Genomic DNA, 20,660 nt, shown 5'->3' with positions numbered 1-20,660 from the left:
GGAGGTAGAAGTATGAACCGAATTGTTATTGATGAGGAGCTGTGCAAGGGATGCGGTTTCTGTATTACTTACTGCCCGAAGGCGTTGATTCATTTGGGCAGTAAATTTAATTCCCTGGGGTTTAAATATGCGGAGCCGGGAGCGGAGGAAGGTGTCTGTACGGCATGTAAAATATGTGCCTTAATGTGCCCTGATGCAGCAATTACTGTTTATCGGGAAAGCAGATAAGACACAGGCCTTCCGGTGGGTGAAGATAAGTGTGATCCGCACCGGGACGGCAGAGTGTCAGAAACCAGGAGATGGAATAGGAGGGAAATTATGTCAACCAAATTTATAGACGGCAATGTGGCTATGGCAGAAGCTGCGGTAGCGGCCGGGTGCCGGCTGTTTGCCGGTTTTCCCATTACCCCCCAGAGCCCTATGCCGGAGTACTTATCCGGCCGGCTTCCGGAGGTGGGAGGAAGCTTTATCCAGGCAGAAAGCGAGGTAGTGTCTGCTAACATTTTATTAGGGGCAAGCTACGGAGGGCTCCGCTGTATGACCAGTACCTCGGGTCCGGGTTTTTCTCTGATGGCAGAGGGCATCAGCTTTATCATAGGCTGTGAGGCCCCCTGTGTTTTTATTGACGTGGCCAGGCCGGGGCCTGGAATGGGAGGAATCGGCGGGTGCAGCCAGGATTATCTGTATGCGGTAAAGGGGCTGGGTGCTGGAGGGGGCAGAGCCTTCGTTATCTCTCCCAGCACGATCCAGGAGGCAGTACATATAGTTTATGAGAGCTTTGATATTGCAGATCGGTACCGTACGCCTGTCGTAGTGCTCACAGATAAGCTTCTTGCTGCCACTACAGAGGTGGTGGAGCTTCCGCCTCTCAGAGCTCTTTCTGAATTACCCGATAAATCTTCCTGGCTGATTACCAAAAGAGACAGTATGAAGTTTGAGGATAAACGGATCTGCCAGTCCATGCTTCTTCCGGTTTCTTCACAGGAAGAATTCTGCATAAAGCTGGCCGATAAGTATAAACAGTGGGAAGAAAAGGAAACCAGATACGAGGAATTTATGCTGGAGGATGCGGAAGTGGTTCTCTTTGCCTATGGGTCCGTGGGGCGTATCGTAAGAGAAGCAGTGCGGCAGCTGAGAAAAGAGGGCGTAAAGGCGGGGTTGTTCCGCCCTGTCACACTATTTCCATTTCCGCGGAAGCAGATTGGGAGTTTGCATTATGAGAGGATAAAAAAAGCCATCTGCGTGGAGATGGCGATTCCCGGCCAGATGCTGGAGGATGTGGAACGGAGTGTAAAAGGCCGGATTGAGGTGGACTTCTACGGCAGGGGCGGCGGTATGCTGGTGACGCCGGAAGAGGTAGTCTGCCATGTCAAACAACAGATGGAAGGGAGCGGTGACTGATGGAACAGGTTGTTTATGAACGATCGAAACTGTACAAGGGCAGCCATCCTTTGTGCTCCGGGTGTATGCACGGACTGATAGGGAAATTAATTCTGGACACCATGGATGAACTGAAGATTGCTCCGGAAAATACGACGCTGCTGTTCCCTCCCGGCTGCGGGCCCCAGCAGGATTTCTGCATTAATATTAACACAGTGATGGTTGGGCTGGGGAGATCGGCTGCTGTGGGAACGGGAATCAAAAGGGCGGATCCGGACCATTTTGTATTGTGCTGGGACGGAGACGGGGCGGACGCGGCCATTGGGATCGGAGATGTGATCCATGCGGCGGCCAGAAATGAAAATCTTACGGTGGTTATGGTGAATAATTCACTGTTTGCCAATACAGGGGGGCAGATGGCGCCCACAACACTGATGGGACAGAAATCAACTACCTCCCCCCGGGGAAGAAGCGCTGACCGGGAAGGATATCCCATTAATCTGGCAGAGATTCTGGCTCAGGTAGAGGGCACCCAGTATTCTGCCCGGATGGCGGTGTACGATCCGAAACATGTAATGCAGGCAAAAAAGGCATTAGAGAAAGCATTCCGTCTTCAGACAGAACACAAGGGGTTTGCCTTTATTGAATTCTTGTCTAATTGTCCCACGAACTGGCATATGACGCCTCTGCAGTCTATTGAACACATTAAAGAGATGTCTGAGCGTCAGTATCCAATCGGTGTTTTTAAAGGAGAATAGGTATGGAAAATAAAATCTTTTTAGGAGGCCTGGGAGGTCAGGGAGTAGTCCTTGGGGGGAAGCTGTTAGGGCTGGCCGCGGTGGAGGCACATCAATATGCCACCTCGTATTCGGAATACGCGCCTGCCATGAGAAACGGTTATACGTATACCACTCTGATTCTCTCGGACAGAGAGGTGGGGGCGCAGGTAACGGCGTCTTATGACTGCATGGCTTTTTTTGACGAGGAATCTTGTGCAGCCCAAAGCCAATGCTTAAAGGACGGAGGCTGCTATATCGTGAACACCTCTCTGGTCAGGACAATGCCGGAGGGGAATAGGGGAACGGTATATAGGATACCGGCTTCCGACATTGCGGAGGAACTTAAAAATGACCGGCTTCTGAATGTAATTATGCTGGGCGCTGTGGTGGAAGCTACCGGAAGCGTGGCCCCCCCGGTGATGGAGGAGGTGCTCCGGTCTGCCTTCGGGAAAAAGCCTCGGATTGCAGAGCTGAATATAGCGGCATTCCGCCGGGGGATGGAGGCGGTCAGAAGCCAGAGGGCTGCGGATGAGAAGGGAGGAAGTCTATGAAGATAGGAATTCTTGGAGCCGGCGCCATGGGCTCCCTGGTAGGCGCGCATCTGATGAAGGGCGGCGCGGAGGTATATTTTGTGGATCCCTATGTGCAGCACATGCAGGCCGTGGAACAGGAAGGGCTCCATATGGAGCTGGAGGAACAGGAAGAAGAAACCGTAAAGATAACTATGGCTACCTCAGATGCCTCAAAGGCAGGAGCCTGCGATCTGGTGATCCTGCTGGTTAAGGGAATGAACACGAGAAGCAGCATTGAAGCAAACCGGGAACTGTTCGGAGAGGATACGGTTGTAATTTCTCTGCAGAACGGACTGGGAAACGTGGAGATACTAAAGGAGTTCTTCTCCGCCGGGCAGATTGGATATGGAGTGTTAAAGGCATCTGCCACCCTCAGGGCGCCGGGAAGAATCGCAGGAAGGGTAAAATTTCCGTACAGTCCCAAGGGCGTCTGGTTCTCCCCTCTTGAGAAGGACACCCCATACCGGCATCTTTTTGTGGAAATGGAAAAGATACTGGAAAGGGGAGGATTCCCCGCAGCCCTGTCGGAGCAGACAGAGGCGATTATGTGGGACAAGCTGTTTATCAATGTTTTGTATAATGCCCCCTGTGCTCTGGTACAGCTGGCAGGGGAGGATTTTATGAGACATGAGGAGGGCAGAAAACTCCTGAAAGAACTGGCCCGGGAGGTCTGTGAGGTTGCCACCGCCAAAGGAGTGCCCATGGATGCTGAGGAATACTGGAAAAAAGAGCGTGAAAATATGGCTCAGGTGCCTCTTGACGAGCACCATTTTACCTCAACCGTACTGGATGTCTACAAACAGAGAAAGACAGAGGTAGAATTCCTGAACGGGGCAGTGTGCAGGGAAGGAAAAAAGTACGGGATACCTACGCCGTACAATGAGGCAGTCTATTATTTGCTTAGAGTCCGTGAGGATACGTACGATTTGATGTTTGAAGGGTAAGGGGTAGAAGGCCCCTGTGCCGCGAAGCTGCCTTGCGGTCTAAAGGGCAGTCCTTCTCCGTCAGTCTGTGATTCTCTTATTCTTATCTTTAAATTTTTAAACTTTACATGCACAAAAGTTATCTCATCCTCCTTGTTTTTGAATATAATATTTTTATAAAAGAGGCATTGACAAGGATTTTTAATAATGCTATAGTTACTGTAAATTATATAAAGAATGATAGAGGTTGCGCTTTTTATGAGTATTTTATCAGATGTGGCAGGCACAGATGACGATAGAAAAAAGGAAACGGCGCCGAAAGGGTGGGAACCCTGCAGTCCTATACCTTGGGCATGAAGTGAATAATTTCATGACTGTCATCGTAAGATGGTGCGCTATCCAAAGAATTCATAAATGTGATACAATGTAGTATTCTTTAGAGGCGGCTTACGGGTTTGCCTCTTTTCTTTATTAGCAGAATTATATGCAAACCTAAAACCGAGTGGAAATGAAGGAGGAATTATTATGGCTATTTTTACAGGAGCAGGCGTAGCGATTGTTACCCCTATGTACGACAATGGGAAAGTTAATTTTGACAAATTGGGGGAACTGATTGAATTTCAGATTGAGGGGGGAACGGATGCCATTATTATCTGCGGCACTACCGGGGAATCTTCTACCCTGACTCATGAGGAGCATCTGGAGGCTATCAAATACACCGTTGACAAGGTGGCGAAAAGAATACCTGTTGTGGCCGGCACAGGCTCCAACTGTACGGAAACTGCAATCTATCTTTCACAGGAGGCAGAGAAGTTCGGCGCAGACGGCCTGCTGATTGTTACTCCTTACTACAACAAGGCCACTCAGAAGGGGCTGATCGCCCATTACACAGCAATTGCGAATGCTGTCAGCATTCCTTTGATTATGTATAATGTGCCAAGCAGAACCGGATGCAATATACTCCCCGAGACTGCGGCTTATCTCGCTAAAAATGTAGAAAACATTGCAGGCATTAAAGAGGCAACAGGCAATATCGCACAGGTAGCTAAGACCATGCAGCTTGCCGGGGATGACCTTGACCTCTATTCCGGAAATGATGATCAGATTGTTCCTATTATGTCACTGGGAGGAAAAGGCGTGATTTCCGTACTGTCAAATGTGGCACCCAGAGAGACACACGAGATTGCAGCCAAATATCTGGAGGGAGATGTGAAAGGCAGCTGTGCACTGCAGCTCAAAGCACTTCCCCTTGTGAACGCACTGTTCAGCGAGGTCAATCCAATTCCTGTGAAGGCTGCCCTGAATCTTATGGGGAAAGAAGTAGGTCCTTTGAGAATGCCTTTGACAACCATGGAAGAAGAAAATCAGAAAAAATTAGCCCAGGCTATGAAGGATTTCGGCATAGAGCTGGCTTAAGACAGAAAAGAGGATAAACAGATGACAAAGATTATAATGCACGGATGCTGCGGCCATATGGGGCAGGTGATTTCCGGTTTAGTAAAAGAAGATTCGGCAGCGGAGATTGTGGCCGGTATTGATATGGCAGATAATGGCCGGTGTGAATATCCTGTATTTACAGATATTGATACCTGTGACACAGAGGCAGATGTTCTCATTGACTTTTCTTCTGCAAAAGCAACGGACCGACTGCTGGATTACTGTGAGAGAAGAAAACTGCCTGTTGTTTTGTGCACCACCGGACTCAGTGAAGAGCAGCTGGAAAAAGCACGGAGGATCAGCGGGGAAGTGGCAGTGCTGCGTTCCGCTAACATGTCTCTTGGTATTAATACACTGTTAAAGCTTGTACAGGACGCTGCCAAAGTTTTGGCAGAAGCCGGATTTGATATGGAAATTGTGGAAAAACATCACAAATTAAAACTGGATGCCCCCAGCGGAACTGCTATCGCACTGGCAGACAGCCTGAATGAGGCCATGGATCACCAGTATCATTATGTATACGACAGAAGCCAGAGGAGAGAGCAGAGGGATCCAAAAGAAATAGGAATCTCCGCAGTCAGAGGCGGGACCATCGTGGGGGATCACGATGTGATCTTTGCAGGTCCGGACGAGGTCATAACGTTCTCCCATACAGCCTATTCTAAGACGGTGTTTGGAAAAGGAGCTGTGGAAGCAGCCAAATTCCTGGGCGGAAAGCCGGCAGGGATGTATAATATGGCTGATGTAATCCAGGCAAAATAATATGAAAAAATTGGAAAAAGATCCATATCCGCATGGATCTTTTTCTTTATAAAATAGTTTCCGGATTCAAAGATTTTATCCTGCGAATAAATCAGGAGAGATCAGCACATATTAATAACACTGAAGATAAAAAAATAATGAATCAAAGGAGACTATAGTGATGAAGAAATGTAAAACACTTTTGCTTGGCGCCCTGTTAGTTTTGACTCTCAGCTTTGCAGCAGGATGCGGAAGCAATAATGACAACGGAAATAACGGCAGCAATACGACAGAAAACGGAACTACCGACAACAAGGATACAAACAAAACGGACAGCAATACTCCCAACGACAAAAGCAATAACAATAACAGTGTAACAGAGGGAAATGACGCTGACGGAGACGGTGTTGTGGATGAACTCGGCGATGATATCAAAGACGGCGTTGAAGATGTAGGCGACGGCATTGAGGATCTAGGAGATGACCTTACAGGAAATGATGCCAATGGAAATGCCAATGACAACACAGATCCGGGTGCCAACAACACAACGACAGAAAATAATACCCAGGCAAAATAAAGGAACAGGGGCAGGGAGGGGACTCTCTGCCCTTCCTTTTTGGACAAAGCCGTATTGATCAATTAGTCTTAACATGGTATGATACCCCATATATTAGTTACAGGAGGTTTCCGGATGAATTTTCGCCCTTGCATAGATATACATAATGGGAAAGTGAAACAGATTGTCGGCGGTACTTTGAAGGATGAAAATGACATGGCGGCAGAAAACTTTGTAGCCGAACAGGATGCGCCCTTTTACGCAAAGATGTATAAAGCGTCAGGGATTCGCGGGGGGCATATTATTATGCTGAATCCGCCGTCCTCTGCTTATTATGCTCAGACGAAGGGCCAGGCTCTGGATGCACTCAGGGAGTATCCCGGCGGCCTCCAGGTGGGCGGAGGGATTACGCCGGAAAACAGCCGTGAGTTTCTGCAGGCAGGAGCGAGCCATGTTATCGTAACCTCCTATGTATTCAAAGACGGAAAAGTATCCATGCAAAACCTGGAGCGGATGGCCAAGACCGTTGGCAGAGAACATCTGGTTCTGGATTTGAGCTGCAGAAAGCGGGATGGGAACTACTATATAGTAACGGATCGGTGGCAGAAGTTTACAGAGGTGACAATCAGCAGAGGTGTGCTTCGGGAGCTTGCTTCTTTTTGCGATGAGTTTCTGGTTCATGCTGTGGACGTGGAGGGAAAAGCATCTGGGATTGAGACCGGTCTTGTATCTCTGCTTGCAGAGGGCAGTGAGATTCCAACAACCTATGCTGGCGGTGTGGGTACCTTTGCAGACTTAAAAACCCTGGCAGAGTTAGGGAAAGGCCGCCTGGATGTTACGATTGGCAGTGCCTTAGACTTGTTTGGAGGTCCTATGAAATATGAGGACGTCTTAGAATGCTGCAGAAATAACTGTCAAATATAATGCAATAATGAAAATTTTCTAAATTCCGTTGCAATAAAAACTAAATATTGATATAATGGGGTTACATTACAAATGACCTTGGCAGAGAATTTAAAAGGGATTTGTAAAATACACGTTAAAGGGGTTGACAGCATGAATTTTATCATAAGTGGAAAAAATCTTGAAGTAACCGATGGGTTACGCACAGCAGTCCAGGACAAGCTTGGAAAGTTAAGTAGATATTTTACAGAAGATACGGAGATTATAGTAACGCTCAGCGTAGAAAAGGAGCGCCAGAAGATTGAGGTGACCATACCCGTAAAGGGAAATATTATCCGTTCGGAACAGGTAAGCAATGATATGTATGTATCCATTGATCTTGTGGAGGAAGTCATTGAGCGCCAGCTGAGAAAGTACAAAAACAAAATCATCCAGAGAGAGCAGGGCGTGAAGGAACAGGAAGAATATACGCACTTCCAGAAGGCCTATGTAGAAAAGGATTATGAGGATGACGGAGAGATAAAGATTATCCGTACCAAACGTTTTGGCTTCAAACCCATGTATCCGGAAGATGCCTGTGTGCAGATGGAGCTTCTGGGACATAATTTCTATGTTTTCCTGAATGCGGAGACAGAGGAAGTGAACGTGGTATACAAGAGAAAAGGCAATACTTATGGTTTGATTGAACCAGAGTTCTAAGATAAGAATCACCGGCACCCGGAGCCTGCAGAGGGCTTTCGGGTGCTTTTTCATGGTTTGTTCACGAAAAATTTATTGTTTTCAACATAGGAAAGTGCTAAAATGAACAATAGTGCTATGACTTAAGTTGAAAACGAAGAAAAAATAGGAGTATTTTTTATGAATGTTATAAACAAGATATTTGGAACCCATAGTGAAAGAGAAGTAAAGCGGCTGGTGGCCACTGTGGACAAGATTGAGGAACTTCGTCCTGAGATGCAGAAGCTCAGTGACGAGGAACTGCGGGAGAAGACCAGGGAATTTAAAAACCGGCTCTCCGAGGGTGCTACGCTGGATGATATTCTCCCGGAGGCATTTGCCACTGTGAGAGAGGCGGCCAAGCGTGTCCTCAATATGGAACATTACCGGGTACAGCTCATCGGCGGTATTATCCTGCATCAGGGGCGTATTGCTGAGATGAGAACCGGTGAAGGTAAGACACTGGTATCAACCCTCCCTGCCTATCTGAATGCTTTGGAGGGGGAAGGCGTGCATATTGTAACCGTCAATGATTATCTGGCACACCGTGATGCGGAGTGGATGGGTAAGGTTCATGAATTTTTGGGACTGACAGTAGGCGTGGTTCTGAATTCCATGAATAATGACGAGAGACGTGCTGCCTATGCCTGTGACATTACCTATGTGACGAACAATGAGCTGGGCTTTGATTACCTGCGTGACAACATGGTGATTTACAAGGAACAGCTGGTGCAGAGGGACCTCCACTATGCTATCATCGATGAGGTTGACTCGGTTCTTATTGACGAGGCCAGAACTCCTCTGATTATTTCCGGACAGAGTGAAAAGTCCACCAAGCTCTATGAAGTCTGCGACATTCTTGCAAGACAGCTGGAGCGGGGCGAGGCCAGCGGTGAGATGACGAAGATGACCGCCATTATGGGAGAGGAAATCATTGAAACCGGGGACTTTATCGTTAATGAAAAAGATAAGATTGTAAATCTGACCGAACAGGGCGTTAAGAAAGTAGAAAAGTTCTTCAGCATTGAGAATCTGGCGGATCCTGAGAATCTGGAGATTCAGCACAATATTATACTGGCTCTGCGGGCACACAATCTGATGTTCAGAGACCAGGATTATGTGGTAAAGGACGATCAGGTACTGATTGTAGATGAATTTACCGGCCGTATTATGCCCGGCCGCCGGTATTCCGACGGGCTCCACCAGGCAATTGAGGCAAAAGAGCATGTGAAGGTAAGGAGGGAGAGCAAAACCCTGGCAACGATTACCTTCCAGAATTTCTTTAACAAATACACCAAAAAGTCGGGTATGACAGGTACTGCTCTAACAGAGGAAAAGGAGTTCAGGGAAATCTACGGCATGGACGTTGTAGAGATTCCAACGAATATGCCTGTCATCCGTAAAGACTACGACGATGCGGTATATATGACTCAGAAGGAAAAGTTCCGGGCTGTGGTGGAAGAGATCAAAGAGGCCCACGCCAAGAATCAGCCGGTCCTGGTCGGCACCATTACCATAGAGAACTCCGAACTTCTCAGCGGGATGCTGAAAAGAGAGGGAATCAAGCATACGGTATTGAACGCAAAGTTCCATGAGCTGGAGGCAGAGATCGTAGCCGGTGCCGGAGAGGCCGGAGCGGTTACCATCGCAACCAATATGGCCGGTCGTGGTACCGATATCAAGCTGGATGATGTGTCCAGAGAAGCAGGCGGACTCAAAATTATTGGTACAGAGCGCCACGAATCCAGGCGTATTGACAATCAGCTCCGCGGCCGTTCCGGACGGCAGGGAGATCCGGGTGAATCCAGATTCTATATTTCTCTGGAAGATGACCTGATGCGTCTGTTTGGTTCCGAAAAGCTGATGAACGTATTTAAATCTCTGGGTGTTGCGGAGAATGAGCAGATTGAGCATAAAATGCTGTCCAGTGCCATTGAAAAGGCGCAGATGAAGATAGAGAGCAATAACTACGGAATCCGTAAGAACCTGCTGGAATATGACCAGGTAAACAACGAACAGCGGGAGATTATCTACAAAGAGAGACGCCGCGTTCTGGACGGAGAGAATATGAGAGAGTCTATCTATAAGATGATTACTGATATCGTGGACAGTACAGTAGATATGTGCATCTCTGACGACGTAGAGAACGAAGAGTGGGATCTCAACGAACTGAACAGTGTATTAATTCCCATCATACCTGTAAAACCAGTGACAAAAGAGAAGGTAGAAGGGATTAAGAAGAATCAGCTGAAACAGGATCTGAAGGAAGAGGCAGTAAAGATTTACGAAGAAAAAGAAGTGGAGTTCCCGGAACCAGAACAGCTGAGAGAACTGGAGCGTGTCATTTTGCTGAAGGTAATCGACCGGAAGTGGATGGACCATATCGATGACATGGATCAGCTGCGCCAGGGAATCGGCCTGCAGGCCTATGGCCAGAGGGATCCGAAGGTAGAATATAAGATGAGCGGCTACGAGATGTTTAATGCCATGACCGCTGCGATCCAGGAGGATACACTTCGCCTGCTGTACCATGTAAAAGTAGAGCAGAAGGTAGAAAGAGAACAGGTAGCGAAGGTAACCGGAACGAATAAAGACGAATCCGGTCCTAAGAAACCAATGCAGAGAGCAGTAAAAAAAGTATATCCCAATGACCCCTGCCCATGCGGCAGCGGTAAGAAATACAAACAGTGCTGCGGGCGTAAAGCAGTCTAAAGGGTAAAAAAGGGGACGTGTTCTTTCTAAAAGGAACACGTCCCCTTTTGGGATCGGCCTGTCCCTTTTTACAACAGACCTGTCCCTACATGACTTCTTCCCCGTCGGTAAGATGCCCGAAACTATCCTGGACATATTCAATAAATGTCCGGGATACATCACTTAACTTTTCTTCTTTGGTTGCCAGTGCCAGATTTACTATGGGATGTTCTTTCAGATAGACGATATGTATTCTGGGGTCTTTCATGTACTCAATGGATGCCTTCATCATAAGAGAGATGCCCTGGCCGTTTGCCACCAGATTCTTGATGGTGCTGGAGCGGAGATCCAGGCACCGTTCTTTTGGAATGAACCCTGCCATTTTGCATGCTTTGATGCAGGTCTGATGCATACCGGTATTGGCTCCTAAAAACAGAAATTCTTCATCCTCCGCCTCTTTTAGCTCGATCTCATCTCTGTTTGAAAAACGGTGATCCTGACCGGTAATCAGCACCAGCTCATCGTCGATCAGGGGATAGATTAAGAATTCTCCTTCCGGAATATGATGGCTTCTCAGGAATACCAGATCGGCATCCCCTTTCTCCAGATCCTGGACAACGTAGCTCCCGTCCTTTTCCAGAACCTTCACTCTTACCCCGGGGTATTGCTGCTGAAAATGAAAAATAATGTCCGTGAGTCCGTAATGATTCATGACAGGTATGGCGGCTATCCTCAGGGTATTCTTGGATTCGTCCGTATATCTGCGAAGTCTGCTGAGCATTTCTTTATACTCCTGCAGAATTCTTTTAGAATACATCACAAATTCTTCCCCGCCCTCAGTCAGCTCGATATTCCTGGTAGTCCTGTCAAAAAGTTTGAATCCCAGTTCTTCCTCCAGTGCTTTGATTTGCTTGGAGAGAGAAGACTGGGAGACAAAGCTTTCTTCAGCAGCAATCGAATAGTTTTTATATTTCGCAATTGCCAGAAAATGTTGTAATTGTTCAAATGTCATTCATCTCTCTCCTTTTATGCCTGCTCAACAAACTGTCAAGACTTATTATATCGCAAGATTCCGACGTTATCAAGCAGACATGCAACTTAATCTGACATCGGTTTGTGTACTTATTCGTTCCAGGAATAAAAAGGGAGGGAAAAGCGAATTGATACAACAGCCATAAAAAAGTAAACTTAAGTCATAAAATAAAAAATGCTTAAGCAGTATATAAAAAATAAGTATGGAAAAGGAGAATGAGTATGGCGACAAAATTTAATCCAATCCTGGACCCCAGAGGGTTTCAGGAACGAAAAATGATTCAGCTGGCCCCCCGGGTATCTCTGGAAGAGCTGAAGTCAGGCAAAATACTTTTTTATAATAATACAAAACTGGGATTTTGTAATTATTACACGGTGTTTGATCGCATCAAAGAGCACTTTACAGAACTGGGGATTACAAACTTCGTAGAGTATACAGAAACAGTCCGGGGAAAGGACGCGGAGGCTCTGAGGAAATATGCGGAAATGCTGGCAGAGGAGAAACCAACGGCGGCCATTGTTGCCTTTGGTGATATGGGAACTTCTTCTTCCACCACCGTGTTAAGCATTGCCCTGGAAGAGCTGGGGATTCCCACTGTCTACATGACAGCACCTCCGGGAACCGGTATCACAGAAGGTGTGGGCGTGTACCGGGCAGGGCATCTCTGTCTCTGTTCAGTAGACATCTATCAGGCCAGTACTGTAGAAGAAGTGGCGGCTCAGGTGGATTTGAAATGGGATTACATCATAGAGTCTCTGACCAGCAATGGAGAAAAGCTGGAAGAGCTTGCCCACATTGACTTTAAGATGGACAAAGTGCCTCCGAGAGCAGACGGACTGCTCCCCCTGACGGAGGAATTAGAGATAGAAGAAGAAAAACTCTGTGAACCGGGTGCATACATGGAGGAAATTAACGATTTCTTCAATGCAGAGCACATCAGCGACGGGCTTCCGATCATTCCTCCTACAAAAGCCCGGTATGAGAAAATGATGGAGTACTGTCCATTTGATGAAGATCTGGTGCTGTGCAGTCCCAGCGGCCCCAGCGGCAAGACCGTTACCGTAAGGGACGTGGCAGTGGCAGCAATTATGGCAGGATGCAAACCAACAGCCATGCCCATACTGGTAGCTGTATTCAAGGCGCTGAACAGTCCCCTGTACAACCTGAACCAGTCTGTGACAACTTCTCATCCCGGCGGCAACATGGTAATCGTATCCGGTCCCATTGCCCAGGAAATTGGAATCTCCGGCAAACAGGGCTGCCAGGGACCTGGCTATCCGGCCAACGCAACCATAGGAAGAGCTGTTAACCTGGTTATCATGAATATATTCCGCTCAGTTCCAGGTGTATGTGATCTGGACTGCATCGCTTCCCAGGCAGAATTCACCTACTGCTTTGCAGAAGAGCCTGAACTGGCGCAGTGGAATATGATCAACGAGGACCGTTATGATTCAGATACAACCACGGTCTATGTGCTAAAAGCAGAACCTCTTCATGATATTATCGACTTCCTAAGCTTAAACGGACACGATCTGCTGGATACCATAACACACTGCTGTACCACACTTGGCTCCAACAATGCCTATATGCCTGGTCCCCTGGTAGTATGCCTGACGCCGGACCACGGTATGATGCTGAAAAAATCCGGTTATACAAAGGAAATGATTCAGGAACATATTCATCAGTATGTATATCATGAGGTACCTATGGTTCGCAACCGCGGACTTGTTCCGGTACGGCCGAAAGAGTGGGAAAACAGACATCCTCTGCCTGTGACGCGCTCCCCCAAAGATGTAGAAGTAGTAGTAATCGGCGGCCGGGGCGGCCATTCCGGAGTCATCCTTCCATGGGCGCTTCACAGCGAGGGATGCGTAGAGCCAGTAGCTATGCCCGATGGAACCATTGCAAAATCAATTGAAGATTTTAAAAAATAGAAAAAATAATGAAGGAGGGCACGTTATGGGGTACGACACACAATATGATGTAATTGTCTGCGGCGGCGGAACTTCAGGTGTGGCTGCGGCAATTGCCAGTGCGAGGAATGGTGCAAAAACCTTATTGATTGAAAAAACAGGGATCCTGGGAGGGCAGATGAGTCTTTCCGGACCTCCCGGATTCGCCTATGCAAGATTATTTAACCCACAGGGCAAAAGAGATATCGGGGGCCTGGTGGAAGAAACCTATCAGAGACTTCTGAAATCCGGGCATGCGCTGCCTGAGTGGAGAAGCAAGATCAGGGAAAAAGCAGGCTATACCTTCTCCTATGTAGATCCGGAATGGTGGGTATACCTTATCTTTGAAATGATGGAAGAAGAGGGTGTGGATCTCCTTTTGGACACTCTGGTGGTAGGGGTTACCAAGGAGGAGAACACCGTAAACGGAATTATCGTTGAAAATGCCAACGGCAGAAACGAGATGAAAGCAAAACGTGTGATCGACTGTACCGGAGAGGGATACGTGGCTATCCAGGCGGGATGTGAGACAGCTTGCGTCAGCCGTGATATTATCCAGCCTCATACTCTGGCGTTCACAGTGGACGGGGTAGACTGGGACAAGCTCTTAACCTATATCCGCACCAATCCGGACCAGTTTTCCTTTAAACAGCTGATCTTCCCTTATGAAGGTGCAAATACAAGGGAAGAAGTAGAGGATATGTACCGTAAGTGCTACGACATCAAAGAGCTGGGAGAAATCATGGGCTTTTATGAGCTGCGTGATATGGCCCTGAAAAACGGGGACTGGCATCCGTATTCAGGAGCCGGATTCTTCCTTACCCCAAGAGAGGGGGGACACATTCAGGCCCACTTCCAGCATTCCTCCCAGGTGGATCACGCGCTTCCCACGGATGCGTGGGATCTTACCAGATGCAACATTGAATGCAGGAAGCAGAATATGATTGCCTGGAGATTCTTCAAGAATTATGTGCCTGGATTTGAGCACGCTTATATTACCAAGACCTGCACAGAGCTTCGTCTGAGAGAAGGCCCCAGGATTGTAGGCGAGTATATCCTTACCAGGGACGACGTGGAGGCATGCCGCCAGTTTGAGGACACGATTGGCAAGACATCCTTTAAGGCAGGGGGATACCATGTGGCAGCCATGGATACACTGGCTGTATGCGTGGACGGTAAGACAGATATGGCGTTTCCGAAGGATGGGGGATCTTACGATATTCCTTACCGGTGCCTGATTCCCAAAACCATTGACAATCTGCTGGCAGCAGGCAAATCTGTTTCCACTGACCGGCCGGCATACCTGCGCTACCTCCATCAGACGATGGTAACCGGGCAGGCAGCGGGGACCGCAGCGGCACTTTCTGTAAAGAAGGGTGTAACCCCCAGAGAACTTCAGAAGGATATCAAGGAACTGCAGGATAATCTGGTAGCTCAGGGAGCGATCCTGTTTGAGACAAGATAATAGTAAGGATTGTAGATAAGGATCTCCGTCTTGCGTTATAATGCTATAATGTGGGGCGGAGATTTTTGCAGAAAGAAGGGAGCAGTACTATGAAAATGATGATTGACGGACAGAAGACAGGGTCCGGTGACGGTAAAACTATACCGGTTATCAATCCCATTACAAATGAAGTGATTGACACCATACCAATGGCCACCAAAGAGGATGTGGACAGGGCATTGGAGGCTTCCAAAAGAGGACTGAAAAAGTGGAGCGCTGTGCCCCTGAAGGAAAAGGAAGTTATTTTTGAGCGCTTTTTCCGGTTAATGGAGGAGAATAAAAGGGAAATTATCGGAACCCTGATGAGAGAGAGCGGAAGCAGCGTGCGAAACGGCCTGTTTCAGTGGCAGGGGATACCTGGTTTGTTCCGGGGATACCTGGAGACGGCAAAGCGCTGTGACGGGAAGCTTTTAGTACCCGGCACCGAGGCCGGTCATGACGGCAAGACAGAGCAGGATCTGCAGATGGTAGTATACGAACCCGTGGGAACCGTTCTGGCTATCGTACCCTTCAATGCGCCTCTGATGCTTTTCGGCTACAAAGTTGCCCCGGCTCTGGCAGCGGGGAATGCGGTAATTGTAAAGCCGCCCACCAGCAACCCTCTGGCATTGATGAAGCTGATCGAGCTGCTGTGGGAGGCCGGCGTGCCGGGAGACGCCCTGCAGGTAGTGACCGGCGCAGGGGGTGACATTGGAGACTGGCTGGTTGCGGATCCCAGAGTGGATGCCGTGACGCTCACCGGAAGCACAGAAGTAGGACTCCACATCGCCGGCATCATGGCCAAACGGCTGGCCCCCTGTGCGCTGGAGCTGGGAGGAAACGATCCCTTTATTGTTCTGGAGGATGCAGATGTGGAGGCAGCTGCCAGGGAGGCAGCCGCCTGGAGAATGAATTCTGCGGGACAGGTGTGCATCGCCCCCAAGAGGTTCATCGTACAGAATTCCGTAAAAGAACAGTTTACGAAGACCGTACTGGATGCGGTATCTAAAATAGAGATGGGATATGATATGGACGTAGAGGCAGAGCTGGATCAGTACATTGGGCTGGACTTTTCCCAGCTGAAACCGGGAAAGACCCTGATGAACAGTCTGATCTCAGAAAAAGCGGCCATTCAGGTGGAACAGCAGATCAAAAAAACCCTGGACCAGGGGGCAAAACTTTTGGCAGGAGGGAGACGGAAAGGCGCGTTTATAGAGCCTACGGTAATCGGAGAGGTAGATAAGTCCATGGACATTGCCCGGGATATGGAAATCTTCGGCCCTGTTATGCCCATTATAGGATTCGACACCCCTGAGGAAGCGGTGGAGATTGCCAACAGCAGCTGCTTCGGTCTTTCCGGCTGTGTGATGACCAGAGACTGGAAAAAGGGGATGCATCTGGCAAGAAACATAGAGTCCGGCGGCGTGGTAGTAAACGGCACCGGGACCTACCGGAATATGATGCAGCCCTTTGGTGGATACAAGCTGAGCGGCACCGGAAAAGAGGGATTTACCACTCTGGGAGAGGTCGTGAAAGAAAAAGTAATTGTATTAAAGGGATTCCTGCAGTAAGAGACTTTCCCCGGGAATGGGGCATATATTCTTTGGGGGAATAGATTGACTGGGAAAACTGAATTGATTAATTGTATAAAATTACTATATTATAGGCTTAAGAACAACAAAATTTAGTAAATACATACAGGAAGGGAGGGCTGCAAAAACAATGACAAGGCGTGAAAATGTGATATTGGCCATGAAACATCAGGAAACCCTGTGGATTCCCAATAATATTACAGACTGTGACATCGTATTGCAGCAGGCAGTGCAGGAGCGGTATGAAGGCCGCACGGAGGGCAGAGACGAGTTCGGGGTAGAGTATGAGTACAACCTGGAAGCCAACGGGCCTGTACAGAAGGTAGGAACCCGGGCAGTATCCTGCGTGGAGGAATGGAAAAAGGAAATAGTCTTCCCCAACGTGGAGGACCGGGACTGGGAAGCTCTGGCGGCCAGGGATACCGCAGGGTGGGACAGAGAGAATAAGTTTTCCATTGTCCAGCTGTTCAACGGTATGTTTGAGCGGGCACATCTGATGATGGGATTCGAGGATGTCCTGTGCGCGCTGCTGGAGGAACCGGAGATAATGGAAGACTGGTTTCGGGAATTCACCGATTACAGACTGAGACTGATCCGGCAAATAGGAAAATATTATAAACCGGATGCCATTATGGTTTTTGACGACTACAGTGCAAAGGAATCCATGATGATGTCTCTTTCCACATGGCGGGAACTCATAAAGCCTCAGCTTAAGAGAATGGTGGATACTGCCCATGAAATGGGAATGTTTTATATTCTTCACTGCTGCGGGTTTATGCGCCCCATGATTGAAGACTTTATTGAGCTTGGAGTGGACGCCGTTCACCCGGTGCAGATCTCCAATCATCCGGAGGAACTGAAGGCGAAATACGGCAAGGACCTCTGTTTCTGCGGAGGATTTAACAATGTGGAGATACTGGACAGGGAAGATGTCACTCCAAAGGAGAGCCGGGAGGAGATACGGAGAGTATTTCAAAGGGTTGCCCCGGGGGGCAGCTTTGTGGCCTGGAAACCCTTCTTCTGTAAGCATCCCCAGATCTTTTTTGAGGAATTAAGGCCCCTGGTAACAGAAAAAATGAGGGAGTATGGAGCAGAAATACCCCCGGAGCTTCAGTAGATAACATCCAAAAGGAGGAAATATTGAATGAAAAATCACAGCTTTTCAGTAAAACAGGATATTGAATTTGGTGTCGGGATTGTTGAAAAATTAGGGGAATATATTCAGAGACTGCATGGGACAAGGGTGCTTCTGGTATCTGACCCGGGCCTGGTGAAGGCCGGCATTACAGGAAGGGTGGAGAAGATTATCGGGGCTGCAGGCTACCCCTGTGTGACCTTTACTGACGTGGAGCCGGATCCCGGCTGCTGGGTAGTGGAAAAGGTAGTTAAGATTATCGTGGAAGAAAAGGTGGACTGCGTGGTGGCAGTGGGCGGAGGAAGCTCCATGGATACGGCAAAGAGTGCTGCTCTTGTGGGATACAGCGGAAAACGCCTTCAGGATTTCTGGGGATACTATCTGCCGGTGGAACATGATCCCATTCCGGTAATTGCCATTCCAACCACAGCAGGCACCGGCAGTGAGGTGACAAGAAATACGGTTATCACAGATGAGAATAAATACAAGATGGTAATTCTGAATGACAAGATGCTTCCGCAGGTGGCTCTGCTGGATCCGGAACTGATCACCACACTTCCGGCAGGAGTTGCAGCTTCCACTGGAATGGATGCCCTGATCCATGCGGTAGAGTGTTACATGAGTGATTTGGCGACTCCGTTTTCTGACTCCGTAGCAGAAAAGGCTATGGAATTGATCGGACCTGCCCTGCCAAGGTTTGTGGCAAACCGGGCGGATATAGATGCAGCCTCTGATATGATTATGGGAAGCACGCTGGCGGGAATCACCTTATCCCTCTGCCTGCCAAACCAGGCCCATGCTTTGTCCCATCCGCTGACAGGTTTCTACCATGTGCCTCACGGACTGGCCAATGCCATGCTGTTCCCCACCACCATGGAGTTCAATGCGCTTGCAGACAGGGGAAAATATAAGAAAGTGTATAATCTGCTCCGCAGAGAACACGCCTATACAGAAAACTTTGAGACGGAAATGCTCATTGACTACCTGGTGAAACTCAACGAAAAACTGGGCCTGCCGAAGAACCTTTCAGAGATGGGAATCGGTGAGGAGCACCTGGAAGAGATGATCGTGGACGCCCAGAAGACGAAAATCTGGGAACACTGCCCGAGGCTTACAACGCCGGAGGATATGCGGAGACTATATCTGAAAACCATGTACAGGGGAACACCCAAAGAAAAAGAAATAAAATAGCGGGAGTAAGGGGGTGAGGGTATGCCAAAGTATAATAGTCTTAGAGCTGCCATCGAATTATTAAAAAAGGTTCCGGGTCAATATATGGAAACCGATGTTCCGGTAAAACCCCATGCGGAGATTTCCGGGATCTATCGGTATGTAGGAGCAGGGGGAACCGTGAAAAGGCCCACAAAACAAGGTCCGGCCCTGATGTTTAATCAGGTCACAGGCCATGAGGATGCAAGAGTGCTGATTGGTCTTCTGGCGTCCAGAGAAAGAGTGGGACTTCTTCTTGGGGAAAAACCGGAACGCCTCGGCTTTCTTTTGAAGGAGGCGGTAGAACATCCCATCCGGCCGGTAGTTATCTCAAATGCTGAGGCTGATTGTCAGGAGGTAAAACATTTTGCCGCTGAGGAAGGGTTTGACATCAGAAAGATTCTGCCGGCGCCTACCAATACGCCGGAGGATGCGGGTCCGTATATCACCATGGGTATGTGCTATGCTTCGGATGTTGAGACGGGGGAATCGGATATTACAATCCACAGGCTCTGTCTGCAGAGCGAAGACACCATTTCCATGTATTTTGTTCCGGGCGCCAGACATCTGGGGGCTTTCCGGGAAAAGGCGGAGGCTCTGGGCAGACCCCTTCCCATATCCATCAGCATCGGGGTGGATCCTGCCATCGAAATTGCCGCATGCTTTGAGCCGCCCACAACGCCTATCGGATTCAATGAGCTCTCCGTGGCAGGGGCCATCAGAAATTCTGCGGTGCGGCTGACCAACTGTCTCACCATAGAAGAAAAATGCATTGCCAATGCAGAATACGTCATTGAGGGAGAATTAATTCCTGACTCCTATATCCGGGAGGATATCAATACCAATACAGGGAAGGCCATGCCAGAATTCCCGGGGTATACGGGAAATGCCAATCAGGCAGTTCCCCTTATCAAGGTAAAAGCCGTCACGCACAGGGAGAATCCCATTATGCAGACCTGCATCGGACCCAGCGAGGAGCATGTAAATATGGCTGGCATTCCCACAGAGGCCAGTATCATACAGATGGTAGAGCGGGCAATGCCCGGCCGTCTTCAGAACGTGTACTGCTGTTCTGCCGGAGGGGGCAAATATATGGCAGTGCTTCAGTTTAAGAAGAGGACCCAGAGTGACGAGGGCCGGCAGAGACAGGCTGCCCTGCTTGCATTTTCCGCATTTTCAGAATTAAAGCATATTTTTATCGTGGATGAGGATGTAGATCCCTTTGATATGAATGATGTATTGTTTGCCATGAATACCAGATACCAGGGGGACATCGACACCATCTTTATCCCTGGAGTCAGATGCCATCCTCTGGATCCCTCCCAGAAGATGGAGTACAATCTGGCACTGAGGGACAACGGCATTTCCTGCAAGATGATCTTTGACTGTACGGTGCCGTATGCTCAGAAAAAAAGGTTTGAGAGATCCAAGTTCCTGGAGGTGGATTACAGGAAATGGTGTCCGGAACTATAAACAGCTGACAACAGAATCCCGTATGAGAAAGCGGCCTTAGGAAACGATCCGGGGCCGTCTTTTCGCAAATAAAGGAGTGGATAA

General features: G+C 48.5%; 18 protein-coding genes and 1 riboswitch. Of the genes, 17 read left to right on the top strand and 1 reads right to left on the bottom strand.

What is annotated here, in order from left to right; all coding sequences use genetic code 11:
• Positions 1–12 precede the first annotated feature (12 nt).
• The 11 genes from BUA56_RS15795 (at position 13) to secA (ending at position 10,720) form a co-directional block, all read left to right on the top strand.
• Positions 13–228 (top strand): 4Fe-4S binding protein, encoded by a 216-nt coding sequence (locus tag BUA56_RS15795; protein WP_072853456.1) that lies wholly within the window; start codon positions 13–15, stop codon positions 226–228.
• A 90-nt stretch (positions 229–318) separates the two neighbouring features.
• Positions 319–1,401 carry a 3-methyl-2-oxobutanoate dehydrogenase subunit VorB gene (gene vorB, locus BUA56_RS15790; protein ID WP_072853454.1) on the top strand — a complete coding sequence of 361 codons (1,083 nt, stop codon included), beginning with the start codon at positions 319–321 and terminating at the stop codon, positions 1,399–1,401.
• Positions 1,401–2,138, top strand: a complete 738-nt coding sequence (locus BUA56_RS15785; RefSeq protein WP_072853452.1) for a thiamine pyrophosphate-dependent enzyme — start codon at positions 1,401–1,403, stop codon at positions 2,136–2,138. Before vorB ends, BUA56_RS15785 begins: the two co-directional genes overlap by 1 nt.
• Positions 2,139–2,140: 2 nt before the next feature.
• Positions 2,141–2,710, top strand: a complete 570-nt coding sequence (locus BUA56_RS15780; RefSeq protein WP_072853450.1) for a 2-oxoacid:acceptor oxidoreductase family protein — start codon at positions 2,141–2,143, stop codon at positions 2,708–2,710.
• Positions 2,707–3,675 (top strand): ketopantoate reductase family protein, encoded by a 969-nt coding sequence (locus BUA56_RS15775; RefSeq protein ID WP_072853448.1) that lies wholly within the window; start codon positions 2,707–2,709, stop codon positions 3,673–3,675. The genes BUA56_RS15780 and BUA56_RS15775 overlap by 4 nt, the downstream gene beginning before the upstream one ends.
• A gap of 212 nt (positions 3,676–3,887) precedes the next feature.
• A riboswitch (Lysine riboswitch) is annotated at positions 3,888–4,060 on the top strand.
• Between the two features lie 119 nt (positions 4,061–4,179).
• A complete protein-coding gene (gene dapA, locus BUA56_RS15770) occupies positions 4,180–5,070 on the top strand; it encodes a 4-hydroxy-tetrahydrodipicolinate synthase (protein WP_072853446.1) in 891 nt (296 codons plus the stop codon).
• A 21-nt stretch (positions 5,071–5,091) separates the two neighbouring features.
• On the top strand, positions 5,092–5,853 hold the full coding sequence (gene dapB, locus BUA56_RS15765; RefSeq protein ID WP_072853444.1) for a 4-hydroxy-tetrahydrodipicolinate reductase: 762 nt from the start codon (positions 5,092–5,094) through the stop codon (positions 5,851–5,853).
• A 160-nt stretch (positions 5,854–6,013) separates the two neighbouring features.
• Entirely contained in the window at positions 6,014–6,409 is a 396-nt protein-coding gene (locus tag BUA56_RS15760) for a hypothetical protein (protein WP_084068007.1), read from the top strand.
• A 114-nt stretch (positions 6,410–6,523) separates the two neighbouring features.
• A complete protein-coding gene (hisA, locus tag BUA56_RS15755) occupies positions 6,524–7,312 on the top strand; it encodes a phosphoribosylformimino-5-aminoimidazole carboxamide ribotide isomerase (RefSeq protein ID WP_072853440.1) in 789 nt (262 codons plus the stop codon).
• A gap of 132 nt (positions 7,313–7,444) precedes the next feature.
• Positions 7,445–7,990: a ribosome hibernation-promoting factor, HPF/YfiA family gene (gene hpf, locus BUA56_RS15750; RefSeq protein ID WP_072853438.1), complete on the top strand. Its 546-nt coding sequence runs from the start codon at positions 7,445–7,447 to the stop codon at positions 7,988–7,990.
• A 159-nt stretch (positions 7,991–8,149) separates the two neighbouring features.
• Positions 8,150–10,720, top strand: coding sequence for a preprotein translocase subunit SecA (gene secA / locus BUA56_RS15745; RefSeq protein WP_072853436.1), 2,571 nt, complete (start codon positions 8,150–8,152; stop codon positions 10,718–10,720).
• An 85-nt stretch (positions 10,721–10,805) separates the two neighbouring features.
• Here the strand turns inward: secA and BUA56_RS15740 are convergent, their stop codons facing one another.
• On the bottom strand, positions 10,806–11,711 hold the full coding sequence (locus BUA56_RS15740; RefSeq protein WP_072853434.1) for a LysR family transcriptional regulator: 906 nt from the start codon (positions 11,709–11,711) through the stop codon (positions 10,806–10,808).
• Between the two features lie 242 nt (positions 11,712–11,953).
• Here BUA56_RS15740 and BUA56_RS15735 point away from each other — a divergent pair, with 242 nt between their 5' ends.
• The 6 genes from BUA56_RS15735 (at position 11,954) to BUA56_RS15710 (ending at position 20,576) form a co-directional block, all read left to right on the top strand.
• Entirely contained in the window at positions 11,954–13,666 is a 1,713-nt protein-coding gene (locus BUA56_RS15735; protein WP_072853432.1) for a UGSC family (seleno)protein, read from the top strand.
• 25 nt (positions 13,667–13,691) lie between these two features.
• Positions 13,692–15,149: an FAD-dependent oxidoreductase gene (locus BUA56_RS15730; RefSeq protein WP_072853430.1), complete on the top strand. Its 1,458-nt coding sequence runs from the start codon at positions 13,692–13,694 to the stop codon at positions 15,147–15,149.
• Between the two features lie 89 nt (positions 15,150–15,238).
• The gene (locus BUA56_RS15725) at positions 15,239–16,738 is read left to right on the top strand and encodes an aldehyde dehydrogenase family protein (RefSeq protein ID WP_072853428.1); all 1,500 of its coding nucleotides are present in this window, start codon (positions 15,239–15,241) and stop codon (positions 16,736–16,738) included.
• 151 nt (positions 16,739–16,889) lie between these two features.
• Positions 16,890–17,876 carry a uroporphyrinogen decarboxylase family protein gene (locus BUA56_RS15720; RefSeq protein ID WP_072853426.1) on the top strand — a complete coding sequence of 329 codons (987 nt, stop codon included), beginning with the start codon at positions 16,890–16,892 and terminating at the stop codon, positions 17,874–17,876.
• 27 nt (positions 17,877–17,903) lie between these two features.
• Positions 17,904–19,085 carry an iron-containing alcohol dehydrogenase gene (locus BUA56_RS15715; RefSeq protein ID WP_072853424.1) on the top strand — a complete coding sequence of 394 codons (1,182 nt, stop codon included), beginning with the start codon at positions 17,904–17,906 and terminating at the stop codon, positions 19,083–19,085.
• Positions 19,086–19,106: 21 nt separating this feature from the next.
• Positions 19,107–20,576, top strand: a complete 1,470-nt coding sequence (locus BUA56_RS15710; protein ID WP_072853422.1) for a UbiD family decarboxylase — start codon at positions 19,107–19,109, stop codon at positions 20,574–20,576.
• Positions 20,577–20,660 lie beyond the last annotated feature (84 nt).

This window comes from Lactonifactor longoviformis DSM 17459 (assembly GCF_900129135.1).
GTDB lineage: Bacteria > Bacillota > Clostridia > Lachnospirales > Lachnospiraceae > Lactonifactor > Lactonifactor longoviformis.
Note: the sequence above shows the minus strand (reverse complement) of the source record. Positions and strands in the feature narration are given on the sequence as shown.

Excerpts from the sequence above, each read along its gene's own strand:
- BUA56_RS15725 (WP_072853428.1), top strand. The coding sequence starts at position 15,239 with ATGAAAATGATGATTGACGGACAGAAGACAGGGTCCGGTGACGGTAAA.
- dapA (WP_072853446.1), top strand. The coding sequence starts at position 4,180 with ATGGCTATTTTTACAGGAGCAGGCGTAGCGATTGTTACCCCTATGTAC.
- BUA56_RS15780 (WP_072853450.1), top strand. The coding sequence starts at position 2,141 with ATGGAAAATAAAATCTTTTTAGGAGGCCTGGGAGGTCAGGGAGTAGTC.
- secA (WP_072853436.1), top strand. The coding sequence starts at position 8,150 with ATGAATGTTATAAACAAGATATTTGGAACCCATAGTGAAAGAGAAGTA.
- dapB (WP_072853444.1), top strand. The coding sequence starts at position 5,092 with ATGACAAAGATTATAATGCACGGATGCTGCGGCCATATGGGGCAGGTG.
- BUA56_RS15720 (WP_072853426.1), top strand. The coding sequence starts at position 16,890 with ATGACAAGGCGTGAAAATGTGATATTGGCCATGAAACATCAGGAAACC.
- BUA56_RS15715 (WP_072853424.1), top strand. The coding sequence starts at position 17,904 with ATGAAAAATCACAGCTTTTCAGTAAAACAGGATATTGAATTTGGTGTC.
- BUA56_RS15735 (WP_072853432.1), top strand. The coding sequence starts at position 11,954 with ATGGCGACAAAATTTAATCCAATCCTGGACCCCAGAGGGTTTCAGGAA.
- BUA56_RS15775 (WP_072853448.1), top strand. The coding sequence starts at position 2,707 with ATGAAGATAGGAATTCTTGGAGCCGGCGCCATGGGCTCCCTGGTAGGC.
- hisA (WP_072853440.1), top strand. The coding sequence starts at position 6,524 with ATGAATTTTCGCCCTTGCATAGATATACATAATGGGAAAGTGAAACAG.
- BUA56_RS15760 (WP_084068007.1), top strand. The coding sequence starts at position 6,014 with ATGAAGAAATGTAAAACACTTTTGCTTGGCGCCCTGTTAGTTTTGACT.
- BUA56_RS15795 (WP_072853456.1), top strand. The coding sequence starts at position 13 with ATGAACCGAATTGTTATTGATGAGGAGCTGTGCAAGGGATGCGGTTTC.
- vorB (WP_072853454.1), top strand. The coding sequence starts at position 319 with ATGTCAACCAAATTTATAGACGGCAATGTGGCTATGGCAGAAGCTGCG.
- hpf (WP_072853438.1), top strand. The coding sequence starts at position 7,445 with ATGAATTTTATCATAAGTGGAAAAAATCTTGAAGTAACCGATGGGTTA.
- BUA56_RS15730 (WP_072853430.1), top strand. The coding sequence starts at position 13,692 with ATGGGGTACGACACACAATATGATGTAATTGTCTGCGGCGGCGGAACT.
- BUA56_RS15710 (WP_072853422.1), top strand. The coding sequence starts at position 19,107 with ATGCCAAAGTATAATAGTCTTAGAGCTGCCATCGAATTATTAAAAAAG.
- BUA56_RS15785 (WP_072853452.1), top strand. The coding sequence starts at position 1,401 with ATGGAACAGGTTGTTTATGAACGATCGAAACTGTACAAGGGCAGCCAT.
- BUA56_RS15740 (WP_072853434.1), bottom strand. The coding sequence starts at position 11,711 with ATGACATTTGAACAATTACAACATTTTCTGGCAATTGCGAAATATAAA.